This window comes from Synechococcus sp. WH 7805 (assembly GCF_000153285.1).
Classification (GTDB): Bacteria; Cyanobacteriota; Cyanobacteriia; order PCC-6307; family Cyanobiaceae; genus Synechococcus_C.
The window spans coordinates 1,343,076-1,361,844 of the sequence record NZ_CH724168.1 but is presented as its reverse complement, the minus strand read 5'-3'; the positions used below and the strand labels follow the sequence as shown (position 1 = coordinate 1,361,844).

Below are 18,769 nucleotides of genomic sequence, written 5' to 3'. Positions count from 1 at the left end.
GGCAGAGATCAGGCTGCAACGCCGCAGGACTGGCCTGCATTGAAGCCGCGTTGATTCAGCAAGCTTTTGAGCACGGTGATCACCCGGTCTTGTTGTTCCAGACTGAGTTCGGGGAAAATCGGCAGGCTGAGCACCTCACTGCAGAGTTGTTCCGTGACCGGTAAAGACCCAGGAGCCAGATTCAGATCGCCGTAAGCAGGTTGGCGATGAATAGGGATCGGGTAGTAGATGATCGTGTTCACGCCCTGTTGCTGAAGACTTTGCTTCAGCCAGTCGCGGCAGCGGCTGTCTGGCAGTCCATGCTCACTGCGCACCTCCGGGCAGCTGCCGCCGCAGAGTTCCTGCCCGCTTGCGCAGGGATGAACGCGGATCACGAATTGATTCCAGCCATGGCCGCCATGGGCGTCTGGTTCCGGAAGCTGCAAACCAGGAAGATTATCGAGGGCTTCGCAGTAGCGGGCTGCAATGGCACCACGGCGCTCCACCCAGCGACTGAGATGGGGCAGCTTCACGTTGAGCACAGCCGCCTGGAGGGCATCGAGCCTGCTGTTGTAACCGAGCTCGGTATGCAAGTAGCGTCGCGGCATGCCGTGCACGGCCAGTTCGCGCATCCGCTGAGCCAGCTCAGGGCTTTGGCAACACACAGCACCGCCATCGCCTGCTGCACCGAGGTTCTTGGTGGGGAAGAAACTGAAGCAACCCACATCCCCCCAGCTGCCCACGCCCCGTCCGTCCCAATGGGCACCGGTGGCCTGAGCGCAGTCTTCAATCACCCGCAAGCCATGGCGTTCGGCGATGGCCATCAGTCGCGTCATGTCCACGGGCCTGCCGAACAGATGCACCGGGAGCAGCACGCGGGTTCTGGGGGTGATCGCCGCTTCGATGCGGCTTAGGTCGATCAGATAGGTCGACGGGTCCACGTCCACGAAGACCGGCGTGGCACCCACGGCACTGATCGCTTCCGCTGTAGCAAAAAAACTGAAGGATGCGGTGATGACTTCATCGCCGCTGCCGATACCCAGGCCGCGCAAGGCCAGGACAAGGGCATCCGTACCGCTGTTGCAGCCCACGGCATGGGCTGACCCGACAGCCTCTGCGAAGGAGCGCTCGAACGCCTGGATCTCGGAACCGCCGATGTACTGACCGCTGTGCAGCACCCGAAGCGCTGCGTCATCGAGTTCCTGCCCGAGATCCGCGAGCTGTTGGCTGAGACTGAAGGGTGGCACCTGCATGGGGGGCACCTTAAGCCGGGCCCCCGAACCACGGCGGTTCTTGTCCGGGATGCCATTTGATGTTGCAGCCGATCGAGGGGTTTTGTTGGCTCCGCAACGGCTGCCCAGCAAGGACGGCATCCATGGCCTGCCTTAGATCACGGCCATCAAGTTCTGCCGGGTTCCCCGGCCGACTGCCATCCAGCTGCCCTCGGTAGCGCAAAGTCTGCGTTCCGCTTGAACCCGGTGCGAACAGATAAAACTCCGGCGTGCACGCGCCGCGGAGAGCTATCGCCAGGCTCTGCTGCTCATCGAACAGATAAGGAAACGACCAGCCCATGCGTTCGGCTTGCTGGCGAAGGCCCTCAGGTCCGTCCTGGGGATGGGTGATCACGCTGTTGCTCGAAACGGCGAGCAGCGAAATGCTCTGGCCATAGTCGTGTTCCAGGCGGCTCAGTTCCGGTTCCACGTGCTTCACAAACGGGCAGTGGGAACAGATCAGCATCACCAGAACTGGACGAACAGGCAGATCGTCGCGTCCAAGGGTTCCGCCAGGGGATTGTTGCGCCAGCTCGCCGCACACCACCGGCAGATGGAATTCAGGGAGTGGATGCCCTAAGGGAAGCATCGTGGATGGCGTGAGCACCATGCGACCAACCAGGAACCTGCACTGTCGTTGATCTTGGTTCAGAATCCTGCTCTGCGGTGGAGAAGCGTTGGTGCGCTGGGTTCAGACTGCTTTTGCAGGCCTTGCAGTCATGGGTTTCACACTGGCGGGCTGTGCTTCATCACCTGAGTCGTCCTGGGCGGTGTTTCCCCTGCAGCGACGGGTACCCCATGACGGACTGGCTGTGGTCAGTCAGCCCGATGGATTCGGTCTTCACTTGTTCTTGGAAACGGATACCCGTGATCCGGCGGTCTGCAAACCTCGCTGGTTTGTGGATGCCGCACGCCTTTTCAACGGAAACGGAACAGCACCCTTCAGTGCCGGTCTGGCTCCGCGTTCGGAGTTTTTTGAGGCTGTTCAACGGGATTCGGTTTTGACGGCCCTTCAAGACGAGTTGAAGGCTTTATGTGCAGATCGGGCGCCGAAGGCCCGCTGGCAGTGGGTTCAACCGCCGACCAAGGCCTCGGAGGTCGTGCCTGTTGCTCTTCCTGCACTGGAGCAGGAAGACTTGCTCACCGATCCCGCTGAGGAGCTCAAGCGTGAAGAGGCGTTGTTGAACCCGAGCCAATGAAGCCGAGTGACCTCGGCGCTAGAACCCTTCCCAGACCACCGGTTCTGCTTCACGCCAGTAACGGCTGAAGCGGCCTAGGCGCGGTGGCCGCGGCAGGTTCACGAAGGGCTCCGGTTCAAGTCGTTCCAAGGGGTATTGGCTCTCAACCCGTGCTGCGATTCCCGCCAGACGCGGATCCACTGGCACGCTGGTGACGACTCCATCGGCCTGATGCCGCTGGGCAAAACTGATCACCTCGGCCGCCACATCTCCTTTGCGCAGGGTCACGGCACACTCGAGGGCGCTCTCGTAGAGAAAGCCAAGGCGTTTGCGGCTGATGCCGGCGTTCTCGATCCACTGCGTGTCGAATACGAACAGTGCAGGGGCGTCAGGCCATGCGAGCCGGGCAGGGTTGTGGGGGCCAAGGGCTTCCTCGTGGATCCAGAGGATCGGGTTTTGGAACGGCATGGGGTGTGGGGGTTTCGGAATCGGAGGCTCAGCGCTTCGGTCTGGCGAAGGCGGCGCTGGCACTGCCTCGGGTGTTTCCGTTTCTGCGCCGGCTGGGCACATCCCGGATCGCCGGCTGGGGCGCGAACAGCTGCGACTCCAGCTGGTCGTAACTTCCCTCAAACGGGCAGGTGTCTGCGCTCGGGCAGCTCTTGCAATACCTCCCGTCGCTGTAGCGCTCCAGGTTGCCGCGGTTGAAGACGTACGGCTTGTGACTGAAGCTGCTGGCAACCCATTGCCAGCTGAGGTGGTTGCTGGCGGGATCGCCGTCAAGCAGGTGCTCCAGGAACCAGTCGGCTCCTGCTTTCCAATGCACCCTGCGCCAGTGCACCAGATACGCCGCCATCCACATCCGTGCGTGGTTGTGGAGCCAGCCACTGCTCACCAGCTCCTCGCTGAATCCATCCATACAGGCCAGCCCCGTGCGGCCTTCACGCACGTCGTCGGGAAGCTCCCGGCTGTAACTGGAGGGATCGTGGCCGGTCTTCAGCTCCTCTTGGCTCTCATGGATGCCATCGCCGAGATCGCCCCACATCCGCTGCCAGAAATCACGCCAGCCCAGTTCATTGATCAGCTTGCTGCCGTCGTCTCTGCCCTGGCCGCGATCCCGCAATTGGGCAAAGACCGCTTCCCTGATCTCTGCCAAGGTGAGAACGCCGTGTCGGATCCAGGGGGATAAGCGTGTGACGGCCCCCTTGAGATGGTTGCGGCTGCGGCCGTAACGCTTCGCCTCCATCCGCTGAAGCTGGCTTTCAGCCGCTTGTCGGCCGCCTTGAATGCCACTGAGTGGCCCTTGGGCGGAGGGGAATTCGTTGGCAAGCCGTCGATCGAGTGCGTCGCGATCCGGTAGGTCTCGAGGCAGATCCCCTGGCTGTTCAGGCCAGGACAGGGGTGTGATGGGGGGTAAGGGCAGCACCACGGGATCACAGGAACGCCGCCATCCTGTCGATCGCAGGAGATAACTGCGACTGGCTTCTCAGGGCAGGGGTGCGGGATAGGAGAGAATCCCAGCAGTGTTCAATATCAGCCGGTCCGATGCTTCTCGATCTCACGGGCAAGAAGATTCTCGTTACCGGCATTGCCAACAACCGATCGATCGCCTGGGGCATTGCCCAGCAGCTCAAAGCCGCAGGCGCTGAGCTGGGTATCACCTATCTCCCAGACGACAAGGGTCGCTTCGAGTCAAAGGTGCGTGAGCTCACCGCACCCCTGGAGCCCTCGCTATTTCTCCCTTTGAACGTGCAGGATTCGGCTCAGATGGAGGCCGTGTTCAGCGAGATCAAGAGCCAGTGGGGTGTCCTCGACGGACTGGTGCATTGTTTGGCGTTCGCTGGCAAAGAGGAGCTGGTGGGCGATTACAGCGCCACCACGGCCGAAGGCTTTGCCCGTGCTCTCGAGATCAGTGCCTATTCCCTGGCTCCGCTTTGCCGTCATGCCAAGCCCCTGTTCAGTGAAAAGGCGGGGGTCGTGACCCTCACCTACCTGGGCGCTGAGCGCGCGATTCCCAATTACAACGTGATGGGCGTGGCCAAGGCGGCTCTTGAAGCTTCCGTGCGCTACCTCTCTGCCGAACTCGGCCCCGAGAAGCAGGTGCGCGTGAATGCCATCAGTGCCGGTCCGATCCGCACCCTGGCTAGTTCGGCCATCGGCGGAATCCTGGACATGATCCACAACGTGGAGGAAAAAGCTCCTCTGCGCCGGACGGTCACGCAGACCGAGGTGGGCAACACGGCCGCTTTCCTGCTCAGCGAGCTTTCCAGCGGGATCTCGGGGCAAACGCTTTATGTGGATGCCGGGTACTGCATTAACGGCATGTGAGCCGGCATGATCAGCGCATGCGTCCCCGATCCTGAGGCCGATGAGCATGCGTAGTGGTGAAATCCACCGGGTCACCGGAGAAACCGATGTGCAGGTGCGCCTGAACCTCGATGGCAGTGGTCAGTGCCAGGCCAGCACCGGTGTGCCGTTTCTTGATCACATGCTTCATCAGATCAGCAGCCACGGCCTGATCGATCTGGTGATCAGCGCGCAAGGGGATACGCACATCGATGATCACCACACCAATGAAGATGTGGGCATCGCCGTTGGCCAGGCCCTCGCTCAGGCCCTCGGCGATCGCCGCGGCATTCATCGCTTCGGCCATTTCCTCGCGCCTCTCGACGAGGCCTTGGTGCAGGTGGCGTTGGATTGCTCAGGCCGTCCGCACCTGAGTTACAGCCTCAGCATTCCCAGCCAGAAGATCGGCACCTACGACACTGAGCTGGTGAAGGAGTTTTTCGTGGCTGTGGTGAATAACAGCGGACTCACCTTGCACATCCGCCAACTCGATGGTGCCAATTCTCACCACATCGTGGAGGCTTGTTTCAAGGCCTTCGCCCGGGCTTTGCGCCAGGCCACGGAGATCGACCCACGCCGGGCCAATGCGGTGCCAAGCAGTAAGGGGGTGCTGGAGCAAGCTGGATTGAACTGAAGCGCGCGCTTCACAGTCCGTTACGAGAAGATGGGGTCAACTGCTCCATCTTCTGTGACCGTCGCTCCTGCCGTTGACCGTTTCGAGCGGTCGGAATGGGCTAGTGCCTTTCGCAATGTGGAGCAGGAGCTCACCGATGTGTCCCTGACCCCGGTGCGCGGCACCATCCCTCCCGACTTGGTGGGAACTCTGTACCGCAACGGTCCCGGTCGACTCGAGCGCAACGGTCAGCGGGTGCATCATCCCTTTGACGGCGATGGGATGATCACGGCTCTGCGCTTTCAGGAAGGTGCTGTTGCCCTGAGCAATCGCTTTGTGCGAACGGCCGGTTGGCAGGAAGAGGAAGCTGCAGGGAAGGTGCTGTATCGCGGTGTGTTCGGCAGCCAGAAGCCTGGTGGGCCTCTAGCGAATGCATTTGATCTCCGCCTGAAGAACATCGCCAACACCGGGGTGGTGCAGTTGGGCGATCAGTTACTGGCGCTCTGGGAAGCGGCGGAACCGCACGCGTTGGATCCCCGCACCCTTGAAACCCATGGCATCAGCCTTCTGGGAGGTGTGCTCAAAAAAGGTGAGGCCTTCAGTGCGCATCCTCGTTTTGATCCTGGCCATCACGACCGTCCACGCATGGTGACCTTTGGGGTGAAAACCGGGCCGCGCAGCACCATCCGCTTGATGGAGTTCGCCACTGAAACCGATCCTGCTGCAGGCATTAAGGCCGGCGATCTTCTCTGTGAACGTAAAGACAGCTTCAACGGCTTCGCATTTCTGCACGATTTCGCGATCACACCCAACTGGGCGGTGTTTCTTCAAAACGCCATCGCGTTCAACCCGCTGCCATTCGTGCTTGGTCAGAAAGGTGCGGCTCAGTGCCTGCAGTCAAAACCTGATGGTCAGGCGAAGTTCTGGTTGATCCCCCGCGACAGTGGTGCCTTCGCCGGTCAGTCGCCTCGCATTGTGGATGCCCCGGACGGCTTTGTGTTCCATCACCTCAATGCCTGGGAAGAGGAGGGTGATGTGGTGGTGGAAAGCATTTACTACAGCGACTTTCCCTCTGTCGGTCCGGAGATGGACTTCGCCGCGGTGGATTTCGATCTGATTCCAGAGGGTTTGCTGGAGCAATGCCGCATCAGCTTGGAGAGTGGCCGGGTGCAAACCACTCGCTTGAGTGAACGCTGCTGCGAATTCGCCATGGTGAATCCCGAAAAGGAGGGCCTGCCATGCCGCTACGCCTGGATGGCCGCGGCTGCCCGGGAGCAGGGCAATGACCCCCTGCAGGTGATCAAGAAGCTGGATCTCAGCAGTGGAGAGCGATGGATCTGGAGTGCCGCACCCCATGGCTTCGTCAGCGAACCACTGATGGTTCCCCGCCCCGGTGCAACGGCTGAGGATGAAGGCTGGGTTCTCGAGCTGGTCTGGAACGGTGACCGGGAAGGCTCTGATCTTGTGATTCTCGATGCGTCTGATCTGCGAGAGATCGCTGTGGTTGAGTTGCCTCTGGCGATCCCTCATGGTCTGCATGGGAGTTGGCAGCCGGCCTGCTCTTAAGTCATGCTTGCTGCCCTGATTGGCAGCAATGCTCCCTAACGTCCTCGAGCGGCTTTCGCTCTTGCGTACAGCTCGCTGTCGACCATGGTTTTGCCATCGGACGCAGCCATCTTTTCGATGCTTTTGCGAACGACAGGCCGAATGAAGAAAGGAACCTCTTTCAGGGTTTGTTCGGCATCAAGACTCCATTCCATCGTGGTAACTGGGGTGTAGTTCATTGAGACAGACATGTCTCAACATCAAGCTGGGAGAGTGGTGCTCTTGAAGGAATGAGCTGCTCCAGGTCTGCGTATTTGGTGTCTTGTGCATCGTTTTCCGAATAAATCTGTTGCTTCGTTGTCTCTTGGTCTCTAGGTGTGAGCTTAGAAAGCTTCCTAAGGGCGGTGCACTATTGCCTTTTGTCCGAAATACGAGCTCCTCTCAATTTTTGTGTGAATAGCGTTGTTTTGTTCGCTTGATGCTCAGCGTGCGATTCCTATTCCACCATCTGCTTGGGAGCAAAATGAGATTCTCGTAATGGCACTTAGTTCACTGGATCAGCAGCGCCTGTTTACTCGCAACAGTCTGGTTGAACGGATAAACACTGATGATGTTGCATTGGAAGCATATTTTTTATATAAAAATCCGCCTGCATCGCAGTTGGTTGCGGGCGATATGGAAACAAGTAAGTTCGATGGAGGCGCACGATGTGATGCCTTTTCAATTCCCTTTATAGATGAGAGAGTTGGTTTTAGATGGTGTCAATTGGTAGGCGATGGTTTAAGTGTTGGCGAGCAATTTCCCGAAAAAAGAGAAGCTATTGGAAGTTCAATAAATCATTTGGAGTGGGCGGACTTTCGTTGCCTGGATTGTAATCCTCAAGCGGTTATTCTCTCAAGAAGTGAGTTGAGTGATTTCGTTTCTTGGGTTAAGCTTTCATTGGAGATCGCTGATCAGTCAGCGCATGGGCAGTCTTCAAGTGCACTTTTCTATCAATGTCTTTCTACAGCTCTCTATAACGGTTGGGAGTTTTTCGGCGGCGCACCTGAAGCTTCTACGCTAAGGGTTAAGCACAAGAAAACTTTTATTCAACGGCTTGAAGAGTTGTCTTTGGGTGAGTGCTTTTTTGATGCTTTCAGGGAATTTTATGCAGGCCTGTCAGACAAGAGCCAGTTTAATCTGAGTGTGAATCTGCGCCAGGCAGTGATGAATATTGCGGTGTTTAATTTGTTGGCAAGCAGCAGTGCACTTGCATTGGCAGAGAACGAATTGCCATCTGCAATTGTCTCGAAGATGAATCGACTGCTTCAGCGGAATCTTCTGGTATTGAAGTCGAGCTCTGGGGACAGTCTTCTTCTTGAGGTGGCAACATTTGTCGCAGCTATCGTCTCACAAGGGATTATTGTTATCGCGAATGATCAGTCAGGATCTCAGCTTTTTTTAGATCAAGTGAAATCGCAGTGTATCTCTGCATTTGAATCAGGCAAAGTTCGAGGGAATTTAGATGCCCTCAGGACTCCATTGTCCGATCATCCGATGAACTCATTGATTCCTCATTTCAAGGCACTTGAAGAAATGATGGACCAAATGACATTGTGTTCTTATGGAGTGCCTCACAATGAATCTCTTTTGTTGGAGAGTCAACCTCAGGAATGGCAGGGAGTCGTGACTTCTTACAACCGACTTGCGGAACGCATTCAGCATGCATGGACACAGCAACAGCTCTTTATGCGATCAGTGAGTCACGAGCTGATGACACCGTTGGCATTGATCAGTGCGACAGCCCATCGTCTTGGAGATCGTCTGAAGGACGTACCTGACTCAGACCTTCAACTGATGCATTTGTTGGAAAATGAAGCGTGTAAAGCCGACCGACTCGTTCGCGATCTGACTGATTTGTCGTTGTGTGAATCTGGTCGATTGACTTTGTCTTTGGAGAAAATTTCTGCATTTGATGTGTTGCAACAGATGTTCAGACAGCTTGAATTACTCCCCTGGGGCTCCAGAGTTCAGCATGATCAACTTCAGGATTTAGAACAATTTAAAGACTTGTCATTGCTAATTAATCTTGAACGTTTGATTCAGTGTCTCATTAATGTACTTGAAAATGCTGCAAAGTATTCGCCTGAAGCATCGCCGATTTATTTAAGCCAGGGCACATCTTCGGAATGCTTCTTTTGTGAGATTAAGGATCATGGCCCTGGGATCTCAATCGAGGACCAAGCCAATATCTTCAAACCTTTTTTCCGCGGAATGCAGCACAATCAATCTGTACCTGGCTCTGGGGTCGGTTTGGCACTGGTTTCACAGCTCGTGGATCTGATGAACGGTCGGATTGCTGTGGCTGATTCGAGTGCGTTGGGAACAGTGATCAGATTGGAGTTTTCAGTTGTTCGCTGATTGTTAATTCAGCACGCACACCGTCTGAATCCCTTGACTGTTGGCTTGTGGCTCTGCGTTGATCAGTGAGCTTCACGCTGCTCTCTGCTATGAAGGATTTTCTGTTGTTGGGTCAGGCTCGATTGAACAGGTCATAGTCCCTGTTCAGTTGAGTACTGCGAACTCTTCCTGGTGCTATCGCCTCACGAGCTGTTCTGCTCGTGAGGTTTGTTGCGATTGAGCAAGGCCTGGTTGCGTTGACCTCTCCGAGGTTCGTTGACAGACGGGTGTCGCGTTGCGCCAGAGATGGTGAGCTAGAAGAGATGGATACTGATGCGTCAATGCTCTGAGAAAGCAGATGCATGCGTTTACTTGAAATGTAAACACGTTTACAAGCTTTGGTTTTCAGGCGCAGAGAAGTAGTCGTTGTGCAGTCTTTTTCTTGTCGATGTCGGTGTGGCGCACCGGGATTCATATGGTTGAACTGTAGGTGCCACTCTTGGGCTTACAAATAATGCAAACCTTTTCTCATTGAGGTAAAACTAGTGGCTCAAAACAAGCAGTCTAAAGACTTTCAAAACAATTCAAAGAAATTTATTGAAGAAGAATTTAAAGCAGAGTTTGGCACCGACATCAGTGGAGTTGAGATTAATCGAACGACAGAGCTGAAGCAAGACTTCGCTCTCGGCAAGGCAGATCTTTCGATGCTGCTGGACAAGTTCATGATGGACGATGTCCGCATTGTCGAGGTAGATGATGGCGGCTCACCGTTTGAGAGAATCTCCTCTGTTAATAATTACCCCGGAAGGGGTAGTCGTTCTCAAGGAACGATTGATAAAGCAGTGGCTCAGCTTGGAGAGGATAATTCTCCTACAGCCGTTGAAGGATATATTCAGAGTTTTGGTCCGGACGGAAGACCTTTCCCTAATTCTCGTCAAGTCAGCAACACGATTTCTGACCAGGGTGAGTGGTTCATGCCGGAAGAGGCCGGTTATAACAATCTCTTTATGGGCACTGGTCAATACATTGACCATGGCTTGGACCTGATTCCTAAACAGTCAGGTGAAGATGCAGATAAGATGACCGTTTTCCTGCCAAAGCAGGATCCTTTGCGAAATAAATCATTTGACTTTAATGGCCAGCCCGTCAAGTCGCTCCAACTTCTGAATGCAGCCGAACCTATTGAAGGCACTGATGCGCCTGGTGAAGGGGAATTCCAGAATGTCAAGACGCCTTTCTTTGACCAAGATCAATCCTATGGAGCAAATATTGAAATAAATAGCTATCTGCGTGAAAAAGATGCCGATGGTAATTTCACTGCAAGACTCCTTAATTCATACTGGTCAGCGACGAGTGATTTACGCTTTTTCAGAGAGTACACAGGGGATGTTGCTTCTCTCCCTAGCTTTTACGATGTCATCATCAATTCAGCCCAACGCTTGGGGTATGCATCACAGTCAGAGCTAAAGAATCTCGTTGATAGTCTGCTTGATAGCCGCTCTCTTTATTTCTCTGATCAAGTGGTCCGTGAGTGGGATCGCCAAGTTCGTGGTCAGGAATTGGGAAATAAAGTCACTGGAGATCCGCGGGTTGATGTCATTACTCTCAATATTGCAGGTAAAGACAAAACTTTTTCAGTGATGGAGGAGTTAGAGAACCTTCGAGCACAGCGTTCTCAATTTTTTGCTCAATTATCAGCAGGATCGAGCAACGGTACCGATTTTGAGCAAGTCTTTTCGATGCTGATTGGTGATGCAAGCCCCCTTGCGAATTACAGTGCTTTTTCAGCGCTCGGCCATAAAATTTCGGGTGATGCACGGACCAATGAGAATTCACAACTCATGGCCATCACAGAAGTCTTTTTGCGCAATCACAATCATCTTGTAGATCGTATTGAAGACCAGTTAGCTCAAGTTGCTGCAGAGTATGATTCGCTTGAGCAGGTAAGGCAAGAAGCACCTGGTTTAGAGCATATTGTCGCTTTGGCAAAGGGTTGGGATATTGAGCATGCCAATGCAGAGGGGCAGACACTGACGCTTGACGCCGCTCAAGCGGTGTTCGCAATGGCGCGTACTGTTAATAATGCTGGGTATCAGCGCATGATCGCTGATCAATATTTAGTGCATGCAACGGGTGGTATTCCTTTTGGTATTTCTGAGGCTCAGGATCGGGATCTGATGCCTGACACAGACCGGTTAATGCCACAAGAAATCATTCTCAATGAGCACGGATTTAACGGTGTTCATCCTGAGGTCAATCCTAATATTTCGACTGAGTTTGCCGGCGCTGCATTCCGTTATGGACATTCACAAATTTATTCTGAACTGAATGGAGCCAAGATTGAGGAATTGGAGGAATTGATTCGTGTCACGGAATTGATTGAAAAGCCTCTAATTGACGCTTTTATTAATCCAGCTCTTTACGGTGAGCTTGGTGGGGCAGAGGGAATTATCGCTGCCAATGTTCATGAGCGTTCCCAGGCTGTCGATACTCTGGTTGTCGATGCAGTTCGGAATATGCTTGTTGGACAGCCTAATGATTTGCTGGCCTTTAATGTTGAGCGGGCGAATGACATGGGTTTGCCGACTCTCCAAGAATTTCGTCGGTCGGTCAGCGAGTTGTTCTTAGAGACTGGTATTGGTAACGAACTCCAGTCTGGGGCTTCTGATGTTTCAGCTGGTATTTTTGCGCCTGGCTCGGAGCGTAATGAGTTTCTTCGGCGAATGAAGCCTTACGAGAATTGGGAGGACTTTTCTAAGAATCTCCGTGATACCGATCTTGTTTTCGATTTCATGGCCCTGTATGGAGGTCCCGATGCCGCCCTGGATAATAGTATTGGTTTAGATAATGTTTCGCTCTACGTGGGTGGACTTGCTGAGAAGCAAGTGAAAACCCCAACTGGTGAAGGGCTCATGCACAGCCTGATGGGGAATACATTTACATTCTTGCTGATTGATAGTTTTGATCGAGCACAAGATAGAGATGAAGAATATTACAAAATCAGTATTCCGGGCTCAGAGACATTGAGGCAACTGGGTCACCAGACCTGGACTGCAATGATTCAAACGGCACTGGGGGATGGAGCTCAATATGTCCATCAAGATACGTTCCGTGTTGCAAAGATCGATACCCTCGCTGATGGCACGAAGGATTTCGTTGCAGTGAATGAGCGTGATTGGGATGGCAATGCGTTTAATCGCATTATCGCGGGCAATGAACTGAATAATGTTATTCAGGGCAGTAGCGGAGCAGCGAAGAAAGGATTTGAGACGCGTGTAGCATCTGATGATATTCGTGGTGGTGCTGGTGATGACATTATCAATGCCCTTGGTGGTGAAGATTGGGTTTACGGCCAAGACGGTGCAGATCAACTTCGGGGAGGAGATGATCTCGACTTGGATCATATCTTTGGTGGTAATGATAATGACACTCTTTATGGACAAACCGAGGACGCTCTATTTGGTGAGAACAATGATGACTACCTGCTTCGCCTCAGCGGTTCTGGTCTCCATGATGCTGGCCTAGGCCATGATCTAGTTCTTGCAGGTGATCTGTTCGACGTTGTCTTTGGTGACTCTGGGGCTGCAGATGCCCTTAACGTGGAGGGCAATGACATTCTCTTTGGTGGGGCTGGGCCAGATGAGGTTGCCGGTGGTGGTGGTGACGACATCGTCGTTGGTGATGGTTCAGGCGGTCCTGGTGAAGAGTTTGGAGACATTCTCTTTGGCGATGGTGCGGCTCCTACCTTCAATGCCGAGATGCTTGCTCGTGCCTGGGAAAACCGTAATCGAAGAGGCAAAATTGTTAAGACCCTTCTGCCTCTCAAGACTGAAATTGGATATGGCGTTCTCGTTGGCGGAATCAATCCTTTAACTGGTGAGGCTTTTACTTCAGAACAGATCACTGCTTTCCGCGAATATATCGAAGGTACGCGTAAGATTGTTGATCCTGATGATCCTGGTGAGCGCGGTCCAAGACCAACGATGGTGGTGATGCCTTATGTCGGTCCAACTGGTAACGACACGATTTACGCCGGTAAGCATCATGACATTGAAGCTCTTCTCTCTAATCAAGTTGATGCTGAGGAATTAACAGCTTGGATGGAGCGTAACGGCTATATCGACGTTGCAGTAGAGGAACCACCCGTTGCTGAAGTGGTAGAACCGCTTGTAGAAGATCCGACGCTTCCGACTGATCTTATCTTTGCAGATGGAGGCGATGACACTATTTATACCGACGGTTCTGACTCAACTTATGTCTTTGGTGGTCCTGGGTACGACACCTTAGTGGCTGAAGTTTCACCTCAAGATGGTGTTCAAAGTGTTGCTGTTGATCTTTCATCTCTGAATCCATGGGGTGCAGAGGGTGTGGCCACTAGAGACGCTCTCGAAACTCTTGATCAATTCTTTGGCATTGAGCATGTCGTTTTGGATAAGGCGGCATACAAGCAGTTTGGAGCAAATTCATTTGTATTTAATACACCGGAGTCTGGTCTCAAGGTTGAATTTCAACCTGATGAAAGACATAGTGTGCTGTTAACGTCTGCTGATGAAGTTTCTCAGTCTTTGAAGGTGTCCAATGCCAATGATTTCGATTTTACCCGCGATAGCGGAGACAACACCGCAGTTTTAAAGCTTGGTGGTGAAGTTGGCAAATACTCGATTGATTTTGATGGACAGGCCTTGAATGTTGAATGGCGCAGCTCAGGTGTTAAGTCATTCCAAGGCATTGATAAAGTCGTTTATCAAAGCAATGGTGTTGTTAAACATGTTCAACTCGCTGACATGACGCTTGAAGTCGATGGTCATTTTGATCTAGGCACCGAGCTGATTGACGGTGGATTCTCGAACTTGGTTCGAGCCGGCTCGACCATTACTCAAACGAATTCTTGGTCGAATATTGCTGGATTTAAAGTGAAAGACCTGTCGCTCGAGAATTTTAGTAGTGATATCGCGCAGGTTTCTGCTGTGTTCGCTAACGGTGAAACTTTCTTAGAGACGCTTCCGGTCGATCGCTCTGTTGAAGTAACAGCAACGTTTAAGGTCAACGATGATGCTGTTGGTGAAATATTAAGCACCTCTGGTGATGCCGGTGCCGGCTATGAACTGACCACGAAGTCTTGGAATAGCTGGGATACTCGAGATATCAGTAATCTACATGTTAGGCATCTGGTGACTTTCCAGGGTGATCTTAATCTGGATGGTCGTGTTAATAATAAAGATGTTGACTTCTTGCAGAATGCAATCAATGCCGGTACTAATCCATCCCAAGCTGATGCCAACTTTGACGGCATTGTGAATGTCAATGATTTCGAGGTCATTGAGCAAGACATGTTGATTCCACGCCGTGTACGTAACCAAGCTTTCTCTGATCTTTTCCCAGAGGGAAATCTCGATGTCGCCGATGTCGAATTCTTGTTCGTGCAAGAACCACTCATTTGGGATAGCACCGCTTTCACGGAGCAATTGGGTGTGAATACACCTGATTTGATTAATGGAGGTTTGTTCACTCCATCTGGCGTTGATGAATTCTCCCCTAATGCTGACAGTAATGTCCTGGTATGATGTCAATTATTAAGATGGTTGTTTTCCTGTACAACGGCAAAATATTCTCAACCGAATCTCTTTGGCCCGTTGTAAACGACTAATGTTCTAGTCTTATCATTCTGAATTCAGCCCCAGAGTAAGTTCTGGGGCTTTTTTTATGGACTGACATCCACTATCACATGGTAATTTGGAAGGACATTGCCTTCACTGTATTGAGACGTGGACGATCTGCATTCATCCGTGTTTGATTCTTCAGGCATGGCAAAGGTATTGTTTTTGTCTGAGTCTTGTTCTCATCTCTTTGAACCATTGGTGATTCATCGAATTGTTCTAATGGCCATCGAATCTCTGTTAACGCATCACTTAATACTGCTTTCAGTCAAATTTCTTCAGATCCTTAATCCATTTGTAGCGTGCAAAACTCTCCGTGATGAAGTCCGTCTTGTCGCTCTTGAGTCTTCGTTCATTCCTTTTTTGCTGAGGCCTCTTGTCACCTCTGCTCATAAGTCACTTTCTTGCTAGTCGTTGTCCATCCATCAAGCCTTGCAATCCTAGTGGGGTGGTCATTGTTGCTGCCACAAGAAATCTTTTGCTTTGACGTTGTTCTTTAGAATTTGTGTCCCCGATGGGTCGTCAACATAGCAGTGAACGAGACATTGCCTCTATTTTGATTTGAGCTTCAATTTAGGTTGGCTTGAGATGCCTCTCAATACTTTTCTTCCGTCACCAATGGGCAGGTCACGTTTGTGAGCCGTTGCTTTTCAAATTTCAATGAATTCCTCAAGGGCATTGATGAGTGATTGATACTCATATCAACGCATCGGGATAAATTCCGAGGTCTTATTGTCTCTGCTTGCTTTAATCAGTGGCCTGGTCTGTAATTTGTTTTATGTGTGTAATATCCAGCATTGTTTTAATCCTCAAGCTTGATGAGTAGGCCAGTCTGATATCCTTGTTCGTTGTTCTGTCTTAACCAGGAGGGTTTTTAAATTTTTTTTGATTGCACTTGTTTTCTTGTGCTCTCATTTGATTTCTTGTATGGCTTGGGTATCACTCGTGAAGTGGTAACCTTCGTGTCGTTTTGACGTGATATATGTCTCATTTGGATCCAGAAGTGTTATTTTCTTTTTTAATTTCGAAATTCTTACATCAATAGTCCTGCTATTGCTGCTTTCTGTTTCCGTTAATGATGCTAGTCTTTGCCTGCTGATTGTCACTCCTTTGTTCTCGCAAAGTAGCAGAAGTAGGTTTACTTCTCCCTTGGTGAGCGATACGTGCTGCCCACTTTTGCTTTCTAAGTTTTTTGTTTCTGGGTAAAATTGTAAGTTGCAAATTGTATATTTTGCATTATTGTCCGTGTTTGCCGGAGTCGTGTGTGACCTGTTGGTTAATTTCGCGGCTCTTCTGGCTCTTGATACAAACTCTCTTTTGTTCAATGGTGAATGCAGATAATCATCGGCGCCTTCTTCTAGTGCTATGATGCAGTTTTCTGCTTGTAGTATCTTGCCAATGCATAGTATTGGAAACGTTATCCCCTTTTTTCTGAGCTCTCTAATAAGCTGATTCCCGAATGTAGACATTATGTCACTACACAGGATAAGAATGTCTGGTGATAGCTGACTAGCTAAAGACTCAAAGTAATCGAGTGATTGGATGGTTACAATCGGCCATTGCTCCTGTTTTAAGGCGTTGATTACTTGGCTTCTTTCTTCTCTGTCTCTTCCAAATATCCAGGCTTTAAATGTGCTTTTTTGCTGACTGAGGCTGTTTTTGTTTATTAAATTGAGATCTTCTTTGTAATATGACATGATGGCTACCCTCGTTTTTGTGTCTTAATTGGGACTTTGTTTGCAAGAAGACTAGTTTGCTTCGTTTTTGTCTGCTTTTATTGCCTTTGATTGCATCAGAGTCTGCTATCTATCTGCTTACAACTTAGTTGACAAGGATGATTTGAGCCTTGTGTGCGTATTATGTGCCTTATTGGCACATTGCTTTGCGCATCCGTCATAGTATTTGCCAATTGTCTTTTCCGGTGTGCCGTTCAATAGGTATATTCACTGATCTTTGGTGGCGTCAACAACCCTGGGGCTCGATCATTTTTTGCTTTCGCTCAGTGGTTTTCAGTACATTTATCGATGGCTATAGCTTGTGTGTTTTGCTTAAAACTCTTGTTCTGAACGTTTTCGCAAGTGTGATTTAAACGACTATTGGTTAGCGCTGATGCCTGTTTCTATGTGCATTGATCAAGATCCGTATTGTTGTTTGATTTTACCGCTCTGTAATGGTGGATATTTGTTGGTGTATTCTGTTTTGCGTAATAATTCGGTGGTTTTTGTGAAGCCGCGTTGTGGCTCGATCTTTATTTTTTGCTCATAGTGTTGTTGTTGAAGGCCTTTAAGGTTGCCTCTATGATTAATCGTGGATGAACCTAGGTCTTTATTCTTATGGAACTAGACGTTTGTTCTCGTCTGTCTTCCTGGTATGCCAGCCATAATGCTCGAGCGATTGCTCCTGAATCGTGTGATACGCCACCTTTTATAGAGGGTTTTCATTATGAGGGTACTGATCTTTGCGTGACTCGTCTCGAATTGCAGGCAATTGACAAGTTTTATTTTCGTAATCCAGAGTCTAGTTTCTGTTTTTTTATTCCAGAATTTGGTCAGTTTCGGGGTATGGTTGCTGAGCGATCAATCTGTATGACTCCTCAGCGCCTCGCATTTGTGATGTTGCCGGGAGAGTCGGCCAAGTTAGTTCCCAGTGCTGAATATGTAAGGCTTCTGCAAGTTAGTATCGGCGTTGAATTCTTGTTAAAAGAGGCTTCCATGCATGGAAGTCCATTTGTGAGTTTGATGTCCTTGAATGAATTAATCCCTGGTCACGAGCAATTAATACTCGCCTGTGCGCTGCATCTTTTTAAGTTCTCGTTAGCAGTTGATATTTCCCCCGAAAGGGTTCTTCAGCCTTTAGAGGCATCCATTATTTCTCTACTTGCTGCTCTGCTTGGCTCTAGCTCCGAGGTTCTTCAGCCAGTTGAGTCTGATACGACTTCTCATTCTTCCTATGTTCAGATGGCGTTGACATATATGGAAGATAATCTTGCGAAAGAAATTTGTCTTTCTGATTTGTGCAAGGTTTGTTGTGTGTCCTCTCGTACGTTGCAAGTTGCATTCAAAACTGTCATGAACCGCACTCCATTGCAGGTTTTGCATGAATTACGTCTAACGCAATTGCGAGGTTTGTTGCTTCAAGGTTTAGAGGTTGGTCGAGCTTGCGAAAGTGTTGGCCTTTTGCATAGTGGCAGGATTTCGGCCAATTACAAGCGTATGTTTGGTGAATTGCCGCGCCACACGCGTAGTCATCGTGTCCGGACCATCGAACCGGTTGGTTTGCTGTGAATTTCCTTTCAATATTTTTCGACTGTACTCGTAATGTTTTTTCGGTGATGTGGTATTGACGATGTCTTCGATTTTGCCTATAGATTGCGAGGGCCTTTCTGTCGTCATCCTTGATGATGATCCTAGGATTCGAGCATTATTAAACGCTCAGCTCAACGATTTCAATGTCACCGCGGTTTTTTTTGACAATGCTTTTGATTTGTTGCGAGACTTTGAACGCCATGAGCCTTCTTGCATTTTTTTAGACTTAATTCTTCCTCAGATGACAGGCATTGAATGTATTAGTAGTTTGCGTGATAAAGGGTATGCGAAGCCAGCATTTATTTTTTCAGCGCTCTACGATTCAACGCTACGAGAGCAGTCTCTTCGTGCTGGTGCAGATGATTTCTTTTTAAAAGCTGATTTTTTCAAGGATCTTGGCTCCATTCTGATGCGCGTGAGAGAGCATCATTGATGCTTGCTCTTGATGCTTTTTGAGTTCATCTTTCGCACGAGTTTGTTGGTTCGTTGCGTTCGTTTT

General features: G+C 50.8%; 14 protein-coding genes. 8 read left to right on the top strand and 6 right to left on the bottom strand.

The annotated features are described in order from the left end of the window. Positions 1–8: 8 nt before the first annotated feature. Complete coding sequence (locus WH7805_RS07310; RefSeq protein ID WP_006042388.1) at positions 9–1,232, bottom strand: DegT/DnrJ/EryC1/StrS aminotransferase family protein; 1,224 nt, start codon at positions 1,230–1,232, stop codon at positions 9–11. A 10-nt stretch (positions 1,233–1,242) separates the two neighbouring features. After that, on the bottom strand, positions 1,243–1,860 hold the full coding sequence (locus tag WH7805_RS07305; protein ID WP_006042387.1) for a thioredoxin family protein: 618 nt from the start codon (positions 1,858–1,860) through the stop codon (positions 1,243–1,245). Positions 1,861–1,969: 109 nt separating this feature from the next. On the opposite strand from WH7805_RS07305, the gene WH7805_RS07300 reads away from it, so the two are divergent. Beyond that, positions 1,970–2,449: a hypothetical protein gene (locus tag WH7805_RS07300; RefSeq protein WP_232198978.1), complete on the top strand. Its 480-nt coding sequence runs from the start codon at positions 1,970–1,972 to the stop codon at positions 2,447–2,449. 18 nt (positions 2,450–2,467) lie between these two features. On the opposite strand, the gene WH7805_RS07295 is transcribed toward WH7805_RS07300, so the two are convergent. Beyond that, positions 2,468–2,896 (bottom strand): hypothetical protein, encoded by a 429-nt coding sequence (locus WH7805_RS07295; RefSeq protein WP_006042385.1) that lies wholly within the window; start codon positions 2,894–2,896, stop codon positions 2,468–2,470. Between the two features lie 28 nt (positions 2,897–2,924). Then, the gene (locus WH7805_RS07290) at positions 2,925–3,851 is read right to left on the bottom strand and encodes an FAD-binding domain-containing protein (RefSeq protein WP_232198977.1); all 927 of its coding nucleotides are present in this window, start codon (positions 3,849–3,851) and stop codon (positions 2,925–2,927) included. A gap of 119 nt (positions 3,852–3,970) precedes the next feature. On the opposite strand from WH7805_RS07290, the gene fabI reads away from it, so the two are divergent. From fabI to WH7805_RS07275, 3 genes are read left to right on the top strand one after another with little or no spacing between them, the layout of a single operon-like run. Continuing rightward, positions 3,971–4,753 carry an enoyl-ACP reductase FabI gene (gene fabI, locus WH7805_RS07285; protein WP_006042383.1) on the top strand — a complete coding sequence of 261 codons (783 nt, stop codon included), beginning with the start codon at positions 3,971–3,973 and terminating at the stop codon, positions 4,751–4,753. Positions 4,754–4,793: 40 nt separating this feature from the next. Further along, positions 4,794–5,405: an imidazoleglycerol-phosphate dehydratase HisB gene (gene hisB / locus WH7805_RS07280; RefSeq protein WP_006042382.1), complete on the top strand. Its 612-nt coding sequence runs from the start codon at positions 4,794–4,796 to the stop codon at positions 5,403–5,405. 54 nt (positions 5,406–5,459) lie between these two features. Further along, on the top strand, positions 5,460–6,950 hold the full coding sequence (locus WH7805_RS07275; RefSeq protein WP_038005210.1) for a carotenoid oxygenase family protein: 1,491 nt from the start codon (positions 5,460–5,462) through the stop codon (positions 6,948–6,950). 35 nt (positions 6,951–6,985) lie between these two features. Here WH7805_RS07275 and WH7805_RS07270 read toward each other — a convergent pair whose 3' ends face one another. Then, positions 6,986–7,180, bottom strand: coding sequence for a PCP reductase family protein (locus WH7805_RS07270; protein ID WP_369776001.1), 195 nt, complete (start codon positions 7,178–7,180; stop codon positions 6,986–6,988). A 211-nt stretch (positions 7,181–7,391) separates the two neighbouring features. On the opposite strand from WH7805_RS07270, the gene WH7805_RS07265 reads away from it, so the two are divergent. Together WH7805_RS07265 and WH7805_RS07260 are read left to right on the top strand one after the other, a co-directional pair. Then, entirely contained in the window at positions 7,392–9,329 is a 1,938-nt protein-coding gene (locus WH7805_RS07265) for a sensor histidine kinase KdpD (protein WP_156783638.1), read from the top strand. Positions 9,330–9,853: 524 nt separating this feature from the next. Continuing rightward, complete coding sequence (locus WH7805_RS07260) at positions 9,854–14,872, top strand: peroxidase family protein (protein ID WP_006042378.1); 5,019 nt, start codon at positions 9,854–9,856, stop codon at positions 14,870–14,872. Between the two features lie 1,004 nt (positions 14,873–15,876). Here the strand turns inward: WH7805_RS07260 and WH7805_RS07255 are convergent. Then, entirely contained in the window at positions 15,877–16,662 is a 786-nt protein-coding gene (locus tag WH7805_RS07255) for a response regulator transcription factor (RefSeq protein WP_006042376.1), read from the bottom strand. Positions 16,663–17,427: 765 nt separating this feature from the next. On the opposite strand from WH7805_RS07255, the gene WH7805_RS13850 reads away from it, so the two are divergent. Together WH7805_RS13850 and WH7805_RS13530 are read left to right on the top strand one after the other, a co-directional pair. Further along, entirely contained in the window at positions 17,428–18,249 is an 822-nt protein-coding gene (locus tag WH7805_RS13850; RefSeq protein ID WP_071933689.1) for a helix-turn-helix domain-containing protein, read from the top strand. Positions 18,250–18,310: 61 nt separating this feature from the next. Beyond that, positions 18,311–18,703 carry a response regulator gene (locus WH7805_RS13530; protein ID WP_006042375.1) on the top strand — a complete coding sequence of 131 codons (393 nt, stop codon included), beginning with the start codon at positions 18,311–18,313 and terminating at the stop codon, positions 18,701–18,703. Positions 18,704–18,769 lie beyond the last annotated feature (66 nt).